The sequence below is a fragment of the Bacillus rhizoplanae genome, from assembly GCF_917563915.1.
Classification (GTDB): domain Bacteria; phylum Bacillota; class Bacilli; order Bacillales; family Bacillaceae_G; genus Bacillus_A; species Bacillus_A rhizoplanae.
Genome location: NZ_CAKJTI010000002.1, coordinates 41,728 through 58,386, shown reverse-complemented (window position 1 = coordinate 58,386; position 16,659 = coordinate 41,728). Strand labels below are relative to the sequence as shown.

General features: G+C 39.1%; 14 protein-coding genes and 1 pseudogene. 4 read left to right on the top strand and 11 right to left on the bottom strand.

The window, feature by feature from the left end:
* Nucleotides 1-148 precede the first annotated feature (148 nt).
* The 9 genes and pseudogenes from LRP84_RS02390 to LRP84_RS02350 form a co-directional block, all read right to left on the bottom strand.
* Nucleotides 149-542 (bottom strand): annotated as a pseudogene (locus tag LRP84_RS02390) (VOC family protein).
* Between the two features lie 123 nt (nt 543-665).
* Nucleotides 666-965 carry a YjdJ family protein gene (locus LRP84_RS02385; RefSeq protein WP_230573616.1) on the bottom strand — a complete coding sequence of 100 codons (300 nt, stop codon included), beginning with the start codon at nt 963-965 and terminating at the stop codon, nt 666-668.
* A 1,271-nt stretch (nt 966-2,236) separates the two neighbouring features.
* A complete protein-coding gene (locus tag LRP84_RS02380; RefSeq protein ID WP_230573615.1) occupies nt 2,237-3,142 on the bottom strand; it encodes a DUF2935 domain-containing protein in 906 nt (301 codons plus the stop codon).
* 186 nt (nt 3,143-3,328) lie between these two features.
* Entirely contained in the window at nt 3,329-3,667 is a 339-nt protein-coding gene (locus LRP84_RS02375; RefSeq protein WP_230573614.1) for a YmaF family protein, read from the bottom strand.
* Nucleotides 3,668-3,898: 231 nt separating this feature from the next.
* Entirely contained in the window at nt 3,899-5,068 is a 1,170-nt protein-coding gene (locus LRP84_RS02370) for a nitrate/nitrite transporter (RefSeq protein WP_230573613.1), read from the bottom strand.
* 91 nt (nt 5,069-5,159) lie between these two features.
* Nucleotides 5,160-5,393 carry a molybdopterin converting factor subunit 1 gene (gene moaD / locus LRP84_RS02365; RefSeq protein WP_230573612.1) on the bottom strand — a complete coding sequence of 78 codons (234 nt, stop codon included), beginning with the start codon at nt 5,391-5,393 and terminating at the stop codon, nt 5,160-5,162.
* Nucleotides 5,390-5,860 carry a molybdenum cofactor biosynthesis protein MoaE gene (locus LRP84_RS02360; RefSeq protein WP_230573611.1) on the bottom strand — a complete coding sequence of 157 codons (471 nt, stop codon included), beginning with the start codon at nt 5,858-5,860 and terminating at the stop codon, nt 5,390-5,392. Before LRP84_RS02360 ends, moaD begins: the two co-directional genes overlap by 4 nt.
* A complete protein-coding gene (gene mobB, locus LRP84_RS02355) occupies nt 5,857-6,372 on the bottom strand; it encodes a molybdopterin-guanine dinucleotide biosynthesis protein B (protein WP_230573610.1) in 516 nt (171 codons plus the stop codon). Before mobB ends, LRP84_RS02360 begins: the two co-directional genes overlap by 4 nt.
* The gene (locus LRP84_RS02350; protein WP_230573609.1) at nt 6,339-7,631 is read right to left on the bottom strand and encodes a molybdopterin molybdotransferase MoeA; all 1,293 of its coding nucleotides are present in this window, start codon (nt 7,629-7,631) and stop codon (nt 6,339-6,341) included. The genes mobB and LRP84_RS02350 overlap by 34 nt, the downstream gene beginning before the upstream one ends.
* A gap of 95 nt (nt 7,632-7,726) precedes the next feature.
* On the opposite strand from LRP84_RS02350, the gene moaC reads away from it, so the two are divergent.
* On the top strand, nt 7,727-8,215 hold the full coding sequence (gene moaC / locus LRP84_RS02345) for a cyclic pyranopterin monophosphate synthase MoaC (RefSeq protein WP_230573608.1): 489 nt from the start codon (nt 7,727-7,729) through the stop codon (nt 8,213-8,215).
* 38 nt (nt 8,216-8,253) lie between these two features.
* On the opposite strand, the gene LRP84_RS02340 is transcribed toward moaC, so the two are convergent.
* Complete coding sequence (locus LRP84_RS02340; protein WP_230573607.1) at nt 8,254-9,267, bottom strand: molybdopterin-synthase adenylyltransferase MoeB; 1,014 nt, start codon at nt 9,265-9,267, stop codon at nt 8,254-8,256.
* A 16-nt stretch (nt 9,268-9,283) separates the two neighbouring features.
* A complete protein-coding gene (gene moaA / locus LRP84_RS02335) occupies nt 9,284-10,297 on the bottom strand; it encodes a GTP 3',8-cyclase MoaA (protein ID WP_230573606.1) in 1,014 nt (337 codons plus the stop codon).
* A 300-nt stretch (nt 10,298-10,597) separates the two neighbouring features.
* Here moaA and LRP84_RS02330 point away from each other — a divergent pair, with 300 nt between their 5' ends.
* The 3 genes from LRP84_RS02330 (at nt 10,598) to narH (ending at nt 16,644) form a co-directional block, all read left to right on the top strand.
* Nucleotides 10,598-11,290, top strand: a complete 693-nt coding sequence (locus LRP84_RS02330; RefSeq protein ID WP_230573605.1) for a Crp/Fnr family transcriptional regulator — start codon at nt 10,598-10,600, stop codon at nt 11,288-11,290.
* Nucleotides 11,291-11,495: 205 nt separating this feature from the next.
* The gene (locus LRP84_RS02325) at nt 11,496-15,179 is read left to right on the top strand and encodes a nitrate reductase subunit alpha (RefSeq protein ID WP_230573604.1); all 3,684 of its coding nucleotides are present in this window, start codon (nt 11,496-11,498) and stop codon (nt 15,177-15,179) included.
* Nucleotides 15,169-16,644 carry a nitrate reductase subunit beta gene (gene narH, locus LRP84_RS02320; RefSeq protein WP_230573603.1) on the top strand — a complete coding sequence of 492 codons (1,476 nt, stop codon included), beginning with the start codon at nt 15,169-15,171 and terminating at the stop codon, nt 16,642-16,644. Before LRP84_RS02325 ends, narH begins: the two co-directional genes overlap by 11 nt.
* Nucleotides 16,645-16,659 lie beyond the last annotated feature (15 nt).

Genomic DNA, 16,659 nt, shown 5'->3' with positions numbered 1-16,659 from the left:
TTAAGGGGATATGCTAAGGAAAAAAGAAGAAACCTGAGGTAAACCTATAAACTATAAACAAAATAATCGTTCTCCGTTTTTAATAAAAATTTATAACAATAAATTTTGTAATATATAGAATCCCTGCTTCGTTAATGAGCTTACGGCTTTAATCACGGGAGCGCAATCCCTCTGTATTCATGAGTACAATTCTCCATCCATCAGGGTCTTCTATTGTAATCCCCTTTTCTTTTCAATAAGGATTTTCCGGCTCAACTTCATAATAGCCCATTGTATTTAGTCTATAATTTATTTTTTCAATTTCAATTTTATCAGGAAAATAAAATACAAGTAGGTTATCTTTTGTTGGAGCAGGACATGGACTTCCATTTATATGCCTTGTAAACTCTAAATGATATTCTACACCAGGTTACCCCATCATAGTCTTCATGATTGTGAAACTCGCCTATGCGTTTTAACCCCAATCCTTCTTCGTAAAACTGAATTACTTCTTCAAATTTGTCTGTCGGTCTTGCTATTCTAAACTGAACCCATTTTTTCATATAAATTTCTCCCCCTATGAATTCAAGAGCACTTTCATCTACTACTATAAAATAGCTATACGCTTCTTAAAATCTCCCATTAGAGTTAGAACGAAGTACGACAAAAGGAGTATAAAACAATCTTTAAGAAAACAGCCTTCTTTTCAAAACGATATACAAACTTAACAACACCAAATATCCAAAACTAGTAACCATAATGATAACTGGTATAGGATAAAATTTAGCTGCATATACAAAAAAATCGATTTGCATAATGTCGTGGTAATCTGAAACAGGCCCTTTGAAATAATTCGTAAACTTAGCGGAATATTTCCAGTCAAATGAATCCTCGATTAAATTACTTCCTTCGTACCAACTGATAATTGCTGAAACGATAAAGAATATAAGAGCTACTCCGAATTGAACCATGTATCTTATTTTCACAGAACTCTCCTCTTTCTATATATTGAAACGATAAGTGTTGTGATAATGTAAATAACAGTACCTGTAGTTTTGTAAAAAAGTTTGATACAAAGGGCGAAACTAATTATTATTAGACAACAAACAAAAAGAATCCATAAAAAAAAGATCGAACAAAATGGATTCTACAGTTTTGAATACAGATGGAATTTTCATAAAAAAGTTTGATCAATCTTTACTTGTAATTCTGTTAATTTCTTTAGCAATTGAAGCCTTTTTTCCCCTTCCTTTTTTGTAATTTGTTAATTGAATATGAAAGTAGTTAATATACTCAATTATAGAAAATGCATAAATGAATAATGTTAGGAAAAATACAGGAAATGACATCCGTTCCATCATAGTTATATCAATAAGAAATATGATAGGTGCTATACATATGAGTATAAGATTTATTTTTTTTAGTATGCTAAGTAACTTGTAAAAATTAGGAAGAAGGGGTCTTTTTGTTTTTAATCGTTTCCACTTTACAAACCAGTAAAAACTCCCTTGTAGTAAGACGAAATTTAATATAAAGAATACATATATTAGAGCATAACTACCGTTAGGGTTTAAAGGATAAAAAAAGTACAGAAAAATAAAGGTAATCACTGCGAAGAGTTCCCCTGTAAATAAATACACAAGTCTCTTTTTAAAACTCTTATTCATTCCGTAAATCCTCCCTATCCCATCGAACCTTGTTATAAGTTCCCAACCCTTATTTTAAAACATCTCTTTAGACAAAAATATTCCAAGGGGTTAAACAGTACAACTTTTTTATAAATGATTAATCTTTATTTCAAATCTACAGCACCAACTATTGCAAGAATTGAGCCTTTATATTTTTGGAAAGCACACAAATCTACCTCAATAAACAAATACATAATATCCCATATATTCATAATAAAAGTTAATAGAGTATGATTCAATATTCATTTTATAATAGGGTAACACCGCATACCCATCAAGCTAACATCAATGATTTGAAATTTGATAAAGTGAAACTTCCATCAGTGGGGGGTTTCTTCATCCCCACTGATGGAAAGCTCTCATCAATCGGGCTTTTACGGGCAGTTATCCCCCACCTATCTTCTTTGCTTTTCTCTGCATCTTGAGGTGGGGGTCTTACTGCCCGTTAATGCGGGATAAAAAAAGAGCTTACAGTAATATAAGCTCTTTTTTGGTATTTAATTCTATTAGGTTAATAGCAATATGATTCTATCTCATAATTTTAAGATAGAAGTCCGAGATCCCTTCTATTATTGTACAGATTGTTCCATTTGTTTTTGTTTTAATCGCTGTTCTAAAACGCTAATCATAAAGAGGAAATGATTAGCTTCTCTTAAAACATGATCCGCTAGTAAAGGATTAATTACATTTTTAATTTGACATGTTTGGATGAACTCCAGTCCTGCTTTTTTGAAGTTTCTTAACTCAACAGTCGCATTTTCGCTGTCTTTATTCATTTTACCAATAATAGGATATGTCGGTTGTTTCTTATATAACATGGATTCAACATCTCTAGCTTGATTGAGGAGAACTTCAAAATCGTCACCGAATTTCGACGCAGTATGAACTAAATTTCTTTCTGATTGATCAAGCAGAGATGCAATAAAACGAGAGTGTTCCATCATGATTCGTAACCAAAATACATTTTCACTAATAATTGAATCTTGAATAGGATCCATTTTTCCCTCGTTAAATTTCTGGAGTGTTCTCATAAAATACTCCGCTTCTCGTGCAGTATGGTCCACTAATAGCGGGAAATTAAATCCTTTTGCTTTACAATTAATAATTAAAATTAAAAGATTTCTTTTATAATTACGGAAAGCGTAAACTAGCTCAATACTTTCTTCATTTAATTTCCGAACTGCTTGAACTGTGTGAGGAACAGAAAATGCTTTTTGTAAATGCCGGTCAAACAAATGAAAAAATTGATCTACTTGTTGAATTAAACTTTTCTCATGTCTATCAAACCCTTCACTAAGAAAAAGAGCATGCTCTTTCATAATTCGCAGCCAAAATTGATTTTCAGTTAAGGATCTTTCAATAAATAGTTGTTCTGTTAATGATTCAGGAGGTGCTGCTTTCAGCTCTGGAGGCAACAGCATAGCGCGTTGCGTATCCATAACAAAGTGTTCAGGAACAGGTTTATCTTGAGACATACACTCACTCCTTATTCCTCGAATCTCACTACCATACTATGTATATGGATAATCTAAATACAAGATAACTAGAAGAAATAGTAATTGTTTCAAGGTTTTTAAAATCAAAAACAAGACAAAAAACTACCTCTTAACAGCAAGAATTTTTTCGGATTAACTTTATCCCACACTGATGGAAGTTTCACTTTATTTATCACCCGGGGCGGGCTGATCCACTCCCTTAACATGGTGTTTATGTCCGTCATCTTCCGTCGTATAAAAATCGTAATAATGAACATGCATCCCATTTCCAACTGGGATTGCTGGTCCTGAGTATGCCTTATAATAGTGCGTATGCCCATCTTCGAACAAAACATATCCTTCTGTATAATGTATATGCCCACCCTCTTGCGTCTTAATAGGCGGAGATGTTACATCTAGACATTGATGTACATGTCCGTCCTCAACAGATGTATAATCCACTGACCCATGGTTATGATGTGGTACAAACCCAGAAACAAAATCATTTTTTCTTACCTTTCTCATTCTCTTCATTCCCCTTATACGTAAAGATAGACTCTATAAACTAATATGCTTATACTATCAAGATGATTCCTCTCTCCTTTATTTACACAACCTTATGAAGTGAAACTTGCATCAGTGGAGTTTTTTCATCCCCCACTGATGGAAAGCTCTCACCAAGCTATCTCTGAACAACCCTCCTTAAAAATTAAAAAAGTGTCCCCAAAATCACCACTTAGGAGACACCCTCTTTTACTATCTATGCTGTAACATTGCAAGTAACTTTTCTTGACTATACATCCACACTGTAATAATTAAGCAAGCAAGCGCTACTTCTGATAATGCCATAAATCCAATTGCATAGTGTCCTGTAAATTGGAATAATAATGTTAAAATTAACGGCGGGAAGAAACCGCCAAGTCCCCCAAGTGCCGATACAAGACCGTTTACGATACCAGCTTGTTTCGAGAAATACATTGGTACAAGTTTAAAGATCGTTCCATTTCCAATACCAGCGCAAAAGGCAACTAATAAACAGCCAAATGTATATACGTGCATGCTTGGCATAAAGGATAAAATAATGCCTGATAATGTTAATCCAATAAATACAAAGATTAAAATTTTAAATGGATTAAATTTGTCACCAAGCCAGCCCCCAATTGGACGCATGATTGTTGCTAACACGATAAAACCAGCTGTACGTAATCCAGCGTCTACTTTTTCTAAGCCAAAGTGAGATACAAGGAAGTTCGGTAAATAGACTGTAAATGCGACGAATGAACCGAAAGTTAAGAAATAGAAAATACATAAGAACCAAAGCTTTTCATTTTTATATACACCTTTAATTTGTTCTGTTAACGGTGTATTCACCTTCTTCTCGTTACGATCTCCTAACAGGAAATTGAGCAGTGCAAATGAAGCGAGTAAAATTAAGTACATTTGTACAGTCGTTCTCCAGCCAAATGAAGTTGCAAGTACTGGTGCAAGAAACGATGTAACCGCTGTCCCTGCATTTCCTACTCCATAAATTCCGTTTACAAAACCATGCTTTTCTTTCGGATAATATTTTGGAAGAGCTGTGACCCCAACAGAAAATACAGCACCGCCAACTCCGGCAAATAAACCGCCAATAATTAAATCTAGCATCGATGTTGCTTTACTAATATAGAAAACAGGGAATAATAGAATAATAAAACTAATAAAGAATAATTTTCTTGCTCCGTAACGATTGGTCCAGTAACCAATTGGAATGCGAAGAATAGATCCTAAAATAACTGGTACTGCTGTGACAAGAGAAATCTGCCCTGCTGTTAACGCAATGTCTGCTTTAATAAATGGCATTAAAGAAGATAAAATAACCCATACCATAAAGCCAATTACAAGATTTGAAGTTTGTAATCCTAACTGAAAATTCGTACTTTTCATCAGTCTCTCCTCCAATTTTGTTCAATATTTCACAATTTCTATTACTTCCCTCCTGCCTAATCACGATAGAGCGTGATTAGGCAGGAAAGAATCAGCCTCCGCTTACCGGTGGAATCAATGCGACAACATCACCATCTTGAATGATATCATCTTCATTCGCATATTCTTCATTAATCGCTACCATTGTGTGCTGTGAAAGGGATACATTGTAGTCTTTCGTCACAAGCTCCTTCAATTCTGCGACGGCAAGGTTTTGTACATCGATTTGTAATTGATGCGCTCCAGCTTCTTCTTGTAAATGAGCAAATAATAATACTGTAATCATTTTACATTCCCCTTTCCTGGTTCTCCCTTTGGATACGGTGTTTGCTCTAATTGATCGCCAATCCATTTCTCGCCGTCTTCCCAAAACTCTTTCTTCCAAATTGGCACAATTTGTTTAATGCGCTCCATAATGTACTCATTTGCTTCATACGCTGCTTTTCGGTGCGGCGTCGATACAGCAACAACTACGGCAATATCAGAAATTTGCAGTGTGCCGATGCGGTGCGTAATTGCCACATGTGTTCCTGGCCATTTTTCCTTCGTTTCTTCACCAATTTTGGCAAACATCTTTTCGGCCATCGAACGATACGCAGCATATTCCAGATAAAGCGTACGGCGCCCTTTCGTAAATTCGCGCACTGTACCAGTGAATGTCGTCACAGCGCCGCATTCACGCCGAATCACTTTCTTTGTCACTTCTTCAATGGAAATTGGTGTATCCACTACTTCAAAATACGTATTTGTCATTTTGTATCCCTCATTCTTTGTACGAGCCAATTTATATACTCTGCCTCTTCTGTTATACGAAAAACTTTATAGTTCTCGTGCCATGTTTCCGGAGCCTCATTCCATGTAATGACAGCGATCACATTTTCTACACTTTCTAATAAAGAAGCATCTTCATCTGACCTAAGTAAAACTACTTTCGGGTATTGTTCTTTTTTATATCCTTCAACAATAACAACTTCTGCTTCAAAACATGTATACAAATGAATGATTTTTTGTAAAGACCAATGGCGCTTAGCAGATAAAGACAATAACCCGTCCCCTTCTACTGCACTGACGGTCGCTCCCGCTTGACGATGACGCTCGCTATCTTTTTGCAGCGGCAACTCTGGATATCCTCCGTGTCCATGATGCTTAATCGTCCCTACTCGCACGCCTTCATTCGTTAAAGCTCTAATCAGCTTCTCTGCCAATGTTGTTTTTCCGCTATTTTGATACCCTACGATTTGTAAGACTGGAACGGCTCTTCCCATGGCCACTCACTTCCTTGCTCTGCTTCTAATAAAAATACAGTAACAGTCATACCTGCTTCAAAACCGCGCGTACCACCTGGTAAGACGATAAAAGCATTCGCATCAGCGAGTGAAGACACAGCACTTGATTTATCAAGCCCAACTGGCACTGCTTGCAGTTGTCCGTTTACTATTTCTACTTTCCCCCTAACAAAACGTGTAAATGGATTCGCTTTCGGAAACCCCTTCATTAAAATGGCATCACCGCGGTACATATGAGGCTGCTTCCTATGTAGAAATGTCTGAACAATAGGACGTACAAACAATTCAAATCCAACATAGCAAGCAGACGGATTACCTGATAATCCAAATAATAATTTTCCGTTTACTTCCGCTACCGTCGTTACACTTCCTGGTCTCATCGCTACTTTATTGAACAGTACATGCGCTCCAAGCTTCTCATAAATAGCCGGTAAGTAATCATAATCTCCAACTGACACACCGCCTGTTGTAATGAGAAGATCGACTTCTTCCATTGTTTTTTTTACCATTTCATAGCAAGTATCGAAGTCATCTGCGAATTGTCCATAATACCGGACAGTGCCGCCCGCTCGCATAATTTGCGCAGCAATCATATAAGAGTTACTGTTACGAATTTTTCCCGGTTCAAGAGGCTCATGAACTTCTAGCAATTCACTTCCTGTTGTGACAACTCCAACAACAGGTCTTCTGATAACAGCTACCGTACTATAACCAAACGTTGCAAGAAGCGCTGCCACTCCTGGATTAATCACTGTTCCCTTTTCCACAAGTACATCATGTTGCTTTACATCTTCACCTTTAAATGAAATATTATCGCCTGATTGAAACGGACGCTTCAGTTTCATATATGTCTTCCCGTTTTTTTGGAAGCCTTCTGTAAGCTCTAGCATGACAACCGCGTCACAACCTGTTGGAATAGCTGCGCCTGTCATAATCCGCACCGCTTGAAATGTCTTCACTTCTTCTGTAAAAACAAAACCAGCACCAATTTCTCCAACGACTTCAAATTCAACTGGCTGCTCCTGACTTGCTTTTTTTGTATCTTCTGCACGTATCGCAAAACCGTCGTATGGAGAGCGATCGAAATGAGGAACATCATGATCCGCTACTACGTCCTCACCAAGAATTCGCCCATAACTTTCTGTAAGCGGTACTCGCTCTGTTTCTCCATATCTTGCATATTTCATCACATGTGCCACTGCATCGCTAACAGCAATTGGTATTCGTTTTTCTAGCATCATTTTCACCCCACGTTTGCAAAATATCACATCTTCATTACACTTTTTGTTGTACAATGCTAATCATAATAGTAATTACTTCAAGGAGGAATTTCATGTCTTCATTTACTCATTTTAACGAACAAGGCCGCGCCAAAATGGTCGATATTAGCGATAAGAAGATTACGGTGCGAACAGCTATTGCTCATTCTAGCATCATAGTGACGAAAGAAATTTATGATAAAATCACCCGCAATGAAATTGGAAAAGGCGATGTTCTAGCCGTTGCACAAATCGCTGGTATTATGGCAGCAAAGCGTACTTCTGATATTATTCCGATGTGTCATCCACTACTTCTAAAAGGTGTCGATATTTCCTTTGACTGGCATATTGCAGATGAACAATATCGTTTGCTTATTGAAGTAAAAGTGAAAACAGAGGGCAGCACCGGCGTTGAAATGGAAGCTTTAACTGCAGCTTCCGCTACGGCTCTTACCGTATATGACATGTGCAAAGCTGTCGATAAAGGCATGATCATCGGTGAAACATACCTGCTTGAAAAAACAGGCGGCAAAAGCGGCGATTATACAAGAAATCAGTCTTAAACTCCTTCATCGAATCCAAGGGGGGCGTCCCCTTGGATTCACCCTATATAACGAGCGTATAATCGCTTTGCCACTTGTGTATCATTTGTACCATGAACAAAGGCTCGCCCATCTTGGAATAAAACAAAGCGATATTCATCTACATAAAATGATAATAAGTACGGTGTCCTCTGCATCGTTACGCTCTTTTGTAAGCGCTTTTCTATTTCTTCTAAGTTAAGAAGCTGATTTATGCCTGGGCGAATCTGAACTGTATTTCGACCGCACAGCACTTCTGTTTTCATTTGTGCCTCAAATGTTAAGCTTGGATATGTACGTAATTTACCACAAGATGGGCAATTCTCTTTTTTCTGCCTGTTTACTTTAAAAGCCATATACTGATTGTTCCAAAGATCGAATGTTACCATCGTTTCTCGCAATGCTTCAAAATCTCCAACTAGTATTTTTAAAGCTTCTGCAACTTGATAAGCAACGACCATTTGCACGGCTGGTTGAATAATCCCGGCTGTATCACACGTTGCCCCGCTCGTTGGATGCTCCATTAAACATCGAAAACATGGTGTTTTCCCTGGGATAATCGTATACGTTACACCATAACTCCCCACACAACCACCGTATATCCACGGAACGTTATACTTCTGTGAAATATCGTTAATAAGAAGACGCGTATCGAAGTTGTCTGTTGCATCTATCATTACATCCACATTCTTAACAAGCTGTTCCATTTCTTGCACTGTTACATCTGTTACAACTGGCTCTATATCTACTTCAGAGTTAATCCGACTTAAATGCTGCGCCGCTGCAACTGCTTTCGGTACATAACGATTCGCATCTTCTTCTGTATATAACTGCTGCCTTTGTAAATTGCTCCACTCAACATAATCACGATCGGCAATCGTTAACTTGCCAATTCCCGCCCGGACAAGCGCCTCGGCATTTGCCGTACCAAGCGCACCAGCGCCAATGATTAATACGTGTTTTTCACCTAGATTTCGCTGGCCAGTTTCACCAATCTCTGAAAATAGTATTTGCCGTGAGTACCGCTCTTGCATCTTGACCCCTTCTCTCTTATCCGCCAATGTATGACATCTCAATTTTCGGGCGGTTATTTGCACTTTCTTCCGTTCGTTCATCTGAATAACGATCACTGCGCTTCGTCCACACATCTTGCACAACTTGGAATAATTCATCATCATCTATACCCCTGCGTAGAAGCATTCGTAAATCCGTTCCTGTTGTTGCAAATAAACATGTGTACAACTTACCTTCTGCTGAAATGCGTGCTCTCGTACAAGAAGAACAAAATGATTCAGAAACAGACGTGATAAAGCCGACCTCCGCCTCAGTTCCAACATATCGATACCGCTTTGCCACTTCACCAAAATAATGCGGATCTACCGGCTCAATTGGATACACACGTCCAATCATATCGATTAATTCTTTCTTCGTAATCACTTGTTCAAAATTCCAGCCGTTCGTACTACCAACATCCATAAATTCGATAAAGCGAAGAGGGATGCACTGCTCTTTACAGTAAGCGGCCATCTTCAAAATTTGATTATCGTTCATTCCTTTTTTCACAACCATATTGATTTTCACTTCTAATCCGGCTGCTCTTGCGGCTTCGATCCCTCGCAATATAGGTTTCGTACTTACATTGCGACCATTAATGTTTCGAAATACATCATCATCTAACGCATCTAAGCTAACGTTTACTCGTTGTAAACCAGCTTCTTTTAAAGCCTTCGCCTGCTTCGTTAAATGAATACCGTTCGTCGTTAGCCCAATATCTGTTAAGCCTTCTAATTTCACAAGACGTTCAATAAGCTTTGGTAAATCTTTACGAAGTAACGGTTCGCCGCCAGTTAATCGAATTTTCTTAACACCCATGCGAACAAAAATTTTAGCTAGTCTCTCAATCTCATCAAAAGTAAGCAAAAATTCATCTTTTAAAAACGCATAGTCTGTTCCAAACACTTCAGCTGGCATACAATATGTGCACCGAAAATTACAACGATCAATAACAGAAATGCGTAAATCTTGAAGTGGACGCTGCCATACATCTAAAATCTTCTCAGTCATCTTCACCCCTCCTTCTTGCTGTCTCTATATACCTTTATTCTATTATAATATATTTTTAAACTAGGGTGTTTTTGCTCTTGCGCTTTATCTTTTTTTGGCTGTCTTTCATTTGTCTTCATCATAAAAAAGAACAACAATCTATGTTGTGATATTTCTCACATCGATTTTCTCATTCAAAAATTCTTCACAATTCTGTTCAAAAACTGTTCACAATTAGCCAAAGGAAAAAATCTCTTGCATTTTCACTATATTTACATTCAAAATAAGAAATAGACTGTTCTGAAAAGAAAGGTGATTGCTGTGGCAAACAGTACGGCATTATCAAATGATTTAAAAGAATTGCTCGCATCTGTTGAATATAAAATGAAAGTAAGCAAAGCCAATTATATATTCCAAGAAGGTATGGCGGCAAAAGAACTATACATTATTCACTCTGGAAAAGTGCAAATTAGTAAAATTAGTGCCGATGGTCAAGAATTGACGCTGCGCATTTGTTCGCAAAATGATATTATCGGAGAACTCACATTATTTACAGAGGATGCCAAATATTTGTTAAATGCAAAAGTGCTTGAACATGCAGAAATCGGTGTCATTAAACGAGACGCATTAGAAAAAGCATTGCTGGAAAAGCCCGCTCTTGCGTTTGAATTTATGAGGTGGGTTAGTGAGCATTTACGAAGAATGCAAACGAAGTTTCGTGATTTAGTATTGCACGGCAAAAAAGGAGCGCTCTATTCGACGCTCATTCGCATGACGAATAGTTATGGGATTTTAAAAGAAGATGGTATTCTCATCGATCTTCCATTAACGAATCAAGAGCTTGCAAACTTCTGTGCAACCTCTCGGGAAAGTGTCAATCGCATGTTAAATGATTTAAAAAAACAAGGCATTATTTCCATTTATAAAGGAAAGATTACCATTCATAATTTAAACTTTTTAAAATGTGCAATCGCCTGTGAAGATTGCCCTACCTCTATTTGTAGTATTGAGTAGCGTCTCATTTAGATGCTGCTCTTTTTTTATTCTACATCCTAAACGTGTTTTGTAATGTGCAAAATGTCACACCTTCTCTATTTTCCCCTTACACACTCATGAATTTTTGACAATCTGTTGAACTGTGATAGATATCACATCTCTATTTTGCATGCCCTCTTATAGTGAAAGTAAGCAAGAGAGACGCAATAAAGGAGTGAGCAGTATGAAAAAGAAACTATCACCATTCATGCAACGTTTAAAATATTTTTCTCCAATAGATCGTTACAACGATAATCATACACAAGAAACATACGAAGACCGCGAATGGGAAAACGCTTATAGAAAGCGATGGCAGCATGATAAAGTAATTCGCTCCACACATGGCGTAAACTGCACCGGTTCTTGCAGCTGGAACATTTACGTAAAGGATGGAATTGTAACTTGGGAAGGACAAGAGCTAAATTATCCGTCTACTGGTCCTGATATGCCAGACTTTGAGCCACGCGGATGTCCGCGCGGAGCAAGCTTTTCCTGGTACATTTATAGCCCGCTTCGTGTGAAATATCCATATGTACGCGGCGTCCTTTGGAATATGTGGCAAGAAGAACTGCAAAAACATGAATCACCGTTAGATGCTTGGAAAAGCATTGTTGAAAATCCAGAAAAAGCACGCACATATAAGCAAGCACGCGGAAAAGGCGGCTTCATTCGTGCAAATTGGGATGAGGTATTACAGCTTGTTGCTGCTTCCTTATTATATACAGTAATCAAATACGGTCCAGATCGAAATGTTGGCTTCTCGCCAATTCCTGCGATGTCAATGTTAAGCCACGCAGCTGGAAGCCGCTTTATGCAGCTTATGGGCGGGCCGATGCTCAGCTTCTACGATTGGTACGCTGACTTACCGCCAGCTTCACCGCAAATTTGGGGTGATCAAACAGATGTGCCAGAAAGTAGTGATTGGTACAACGCTGGCTACATTATGACATGGGGCTCCAACGTACCGCTAACGCGGACACCAGATGCCCACTTCTTAGCGGAAGTGCGCTATAAAGGAACGAAAGTCGTTTCTGTTAGCCCTGATTATGCCGAATCAACAAAATTCGCCGATGACTGGATCAGTGTAAAACAAGGAACAGACGGTGCACTTGCAATGGCAATGGGGCACGTCATTTTACAAGAATTCTACGTGGACAAACAAGTAGACTACTTCATAAATTATGCAAAACAATATACAGATTTCCCATTCCTTGTCACGTTAAAGCAGCAAGGAGATCAATTTGTTGCAGATCGCTTCTTAAATGCGGCTGATATTGGCCGTGAAACGCAGCTTGGCGAATGGAAACCTGTTCTTTGGAACGATAACTGTCATGATTTCGCAACGCCGCACGGCACAATGGGATCACGCTGGGATAACGAGAAGAAGTGGAACTTACGTTTAGAAGATGAACAAACGGGTGAAAAAATTGAGCCGCGCCTTTCTTTACTTGGTATGGAGGATGCAATTGGAACTGTACAAATTCCGTACTTTTCTGATGACGGAAATGAAGTATTAGAACGTACCATTCCAGTGAAAAAGATTACAACACCAAACGGAGATCTTTTCATAACAACTGTCTATGATTTAACATTAGCAAACTACGGCGTAGACCGCGGGCTTGGCGGCCAAGAACCGAAGAGCTTTGATGAAGATGTTCCGTTTACGCCAGCATGGCAAGAAAAAATGACAGGTGTAAAAAGAGAACTTATTATTCAAATCGCTCGTGAATTTGCTCAAAATGCTGTTGATACAAATGGACGCTCGATGATTATTGTCGGCGCTGGTATTAACCATTGGTTTAACTCTGATACGATTTACCGCGCTGTTTTAAACCTCGTTCTTCTTGTTGGTGCACAAGGTGTAAACGGCGGCGGCTGGGCTCATTATGTCGGCCAAGAAAAATTACGCCCGGCAGAAGGTTGGCAGACCATCGCAACCGCAAAGGATTGGCAAGGCCCACCGAAACTGCAAAACGGTACATCCTTCTTCTATTTCGTTACAGATCAGTGGCGCTATGAAGATACACCTGTTGGACATTTAGCATCGCCAGTTGTCGGCAATTCACGTTATCAGCATCATGGTGATTATAACGTGTTAGCGGCTCGTCTTGGCTGGCTGCCTTCTTATCCAACGTTCGAAAAGAATGGCATTGAATTATATAAAGAAGCGGTCGCTAGTGGTGCAACAACCCAAGAGGAAATCGGGAAATATGTTGCGCAGAAGCTAAAAGACAAAGAGCTCAAATTTGCGATTGAAGATCCAGATAACAAAAATAACTTCCCGCGCAACTTATTCGTATGGCGCGCGAACCTAATTTCAAGCTCTGGTAAAGGACACGAGTATTTCTTAAAACATTTATTAGGTACAACAAACGGATTAATGAACGACGATAGTGATTCATTACGACCAGAGGAAATAAAGTGGCATGAAGAGGCACCGGAAGGAAAACTTGATTTACTGATTAACTTAGATTTCCGCATGGCTGGGACAGCACTATACTCTGACATCGTTCTTCCTGCTTCCACGTGGTATGAAAAACATGACTTAAGCAGTACAGATATGCACCCGTTCGTACATCCATTTAATCCGGCAATCGGTTCCCCTTGGGAAGCGCGTTCGGATTGGGATATTTTCTGCTCCCTTTCAAAAGCAGTCTCTGATTTGGCACAAAAATTAGACCTTGAGCCAATGAAAGAAGTTGTTGCAACGCCGCTTCTTCACGATACACCACAAGAATTAGCACAGCCGCTTGGACAAATTAAAGATTGGAGTAAAGGGGAATGTGAGCCAATCCCAGGCAAAACAATGCCGCAAATTCATGTTGTAGAACACGACTATAAAACGCTATATGACAAAATGACTGCACTCGGACCAAACGTTGGAAAACAACCAATTGGCACGAAAGGCATCTCTTGGTCTGCGGAAAAAGAATACGAACAATTAAAGAGTAAATTAGGTGTAATTCGCGCTGATTCTATCGCGAAAGGATGCCCTGATATAACAGAAGCAATCAATGCCGCTGAAGCTGTGTTAACCCTTTCTTCTACAACAAACGGTCATATGGCAGTAAAAGCATGGGAAGCGCTTGAAAAACAAACGGACTTACAACTCCGTGATTTAGCAGCAGAGCGTGAAGAAGAATGCTTCACATTCGAACAAATTACAGCACAGCCAAAAACGGTTATTACCTCCCCTGCTTTTAGTGGTTCAGAAAAAGGAGGACGCCGTTACTCACCGTTTACAACAAACGTAGAACGTCTTATTCCTTGGAGAACAATAACAGGGCGTCAATCTTTCTACTTAGATCACGATATGATGAAAGAATTTGGCGAAACAATGGCAACGTTCAAACCAATTTTACAGCATAAACCGTTCCGTAAATCTCGCCCTGAAGTAGAAGGAAAAGAAATTACGCTGAATTATTTAACACCGCATAACAAGTGGTCCATTCATAGTATGTACTTTGATTCACTGCCGATGTTAACACTGTTCCGCGGCGGACCAACAGTATGGATGAATAAAGATGACGCCGCTGAAGCCGGTGTTGCTGATAATGATTGGATTGAATGCTTTAATCGAAACGGTGTCGTTGTTGCACGTGCTGTCGTAACACACCGCATGCCGCGGGGAATGGCCTTTATGCATCATGCACAAGATCGCCACATTAACGTGCCTGGTACGAATTTAACAAGTAACCGCGGAGGAACACACAATAGTCCGACGCGTATTCACGTAAAACCAACACATATGATTGGCGGATACGGTCAATTAAGCTATGGCTTTAACTACTATGGCCCAACCGGAAACCAACGCGACTTAAACGTCGTCATCCGCAAACTGAAGGAGGTAGATTGGCTTGAAGATTAAAGCACAAGTCGGAATGGTAATGAATCTTGATAAATGCATCGGCTGTCACACTTGTAGCGTAACATGCAAAAACACCTGGACGAATCGTCCAGGTGCTGAATACATGTACTTTAACAACGTGGAAACAAAACCGGGTATTGGCTATCCAAAACAATGGGAAGATCAAGAAAAATATAAAGGCGGCTGGGAGCTGAAAAATGGAGACCTTCAGTTGAAATCCGGTTCAAAAATGAAACGTCTCATGAACATTTTCCATAACCCAGATCAACCAACAATTGATGATTACTTTGAGCCTTGGAACTACGACTATGAAACATTAACAAACAGTCCGCAGCGAAAGCACCAACCAGTTGCTCGTCCAAAGTCAGCCATTACAGGTGAATTTATCGATAAAATTGAATGGGGACCAAACTGGGAAGATGATTTAGCCGGCGGGCATGTAACAGGCTTACAAGATCCAAACGTCAAGAAAATGGAAGAAGAAATTAAAACGGATTTCGAAAATGTGTTCATGATGTACTTACCGCGTATTTGCGAACATTGCATCAATCCGCCGTGCGTATCTTCTTGTCCATCTGGCTCTATGTATAAGCGCGATGAAGATGGAATTGTCCTAGTTGATCAAAACGCATGCCGCGCTTGGAGATTCTGTGTCTCTTCTTGTCCATACAAAAAAGTGTATTTCAACTGGCAAACGAATAAAGCTGAAAAATGTACGATGTGTTTCCCGCGTATTGAAGCTGGTATGCCGACAATTTGTTCGGAAACATGTGTTGGACGAATTCGTTACATCGGAGTTATGTTATATGACGCTGATAAAGTAAAAGAAGCCGCATCTGTAGAAGATGAAAAAGACTTATACCATTCTCAGCTTAATGTATTCCTAGATCCAAACGATCCAGAAGTAGCCGCTGAAGCAAAGAAACAAGGTATTCCAGAAGAATGGATCAAAGCTGCTCAGCAATCACCTATCTATAAAATGATTATTGATTGGAAAATTGCTCTTCCACTTCATCCAGAGTATCGTACGTTGCCAATGGTTTGGTACATCCCGCCTTTAAGCCCGATTATGAACATGGTCGAAGGAAAAGGAAGCAACTGGCAGGCAGAAGAAATTTTTCCGACTATTGATAATATGCGTATTCCTATTCAATATTTAGCAAACTTATTAACTGCAGGCGATGAATCTCATATTCGTCTTACATTGAAAAAAATGGCTGTTATGCGTACTCATATGAGAGCATTGCAAATAAATAAAGAACCAAATAAAGATGTATTAACAGAACTGGGCTTAGCAAAAGAAGACATTGAAGATATGTACCGTCTGCTTGCGATTGCGAAATATAAAGATCGTTTCGTAATTCCAACTTCTCACCGCGAACAAGTAGCAGACCTTTATAACGAGCAAGGAAGCTGCGGTCTTTCCTTTGCTGGCGGCCCCGGCTCTTGTATGACAATCTCTTAAAATAAAGGAGGTAAC

Coding starts and splice junctions, on each gene's coding strand:
- LRP84_RS02380 (WP_230573615.1), bottom strand. CDS start 3,142: ATGTCTCAAGATAAACCTGTTCCTGAACACTTTGTTATGGATACGCAA.
- LRP84_RS02375 (WP_230573614.1), bottom strand. CDS start 3,667: ATGAGAAAGGTAAGAAAAAATGATTTTGTTTCTGGGTTTGTACCACAT.
- LRP84_RS02370 (WP_230573613.1), bottom strand. CDS start 5,068: ATGAAAAGTACGAATTTTCAGTTAGGATTACAAACTTCAAATCTTGTA.
- moaD (WP_230573612.1), bottom strand. CDS start 5,393: ATGATTACAGTATTATTATTTGCTCATTTACAAGAAGAAGCTGGAGCG.
- LRP84_RS02360 (WP_230573611.1), bottom strand. CDS start 5,860: ATGACAAATACGTATTTTGAAGTAGTGGATACACCAATTTCCATTGAA.
- mobB (WP_230573610.1), bottom strand. CDS start 6,372: ATGGGAAGAGCCGTTCCAGTCTTACAAATCGTAGGGTATCAAAATAGC.
- LRP84_RS02350 (WP_230573609.1), bottom strand. CDS start 7,631: ATGCTAGAAAAACGAATACCAATTGCTGTTAGCGATGCAGTGGCACAT.
- moaC (WP_230573608.1), top strand. CDS start 7,727: ATGTCTTCATTTACTCATTTTAACGAACAAGGCCGCGCCAAAATGGTC.
- LRP84_RS02340 (WP_230573607.1), bottom strand. CDS start 9,267: ATGCAAGAGCGGTACTCACGGCAAATACTATTTTCAGAGATTGGTGAA.
- moaA (WP_230573606.1), bottom strand. CDS start 10,297: ATGACTGAGAAGATTTTAGATGTATGGCAGCGTCCACTTCAAGATTTA.
- LRP84_RS02325 (WP_230573604.1), top strand. CDS start 11,496: ATGAAAAAGAAACTATCACCATTCATGCAACGTTTAAAATATTTTTCT.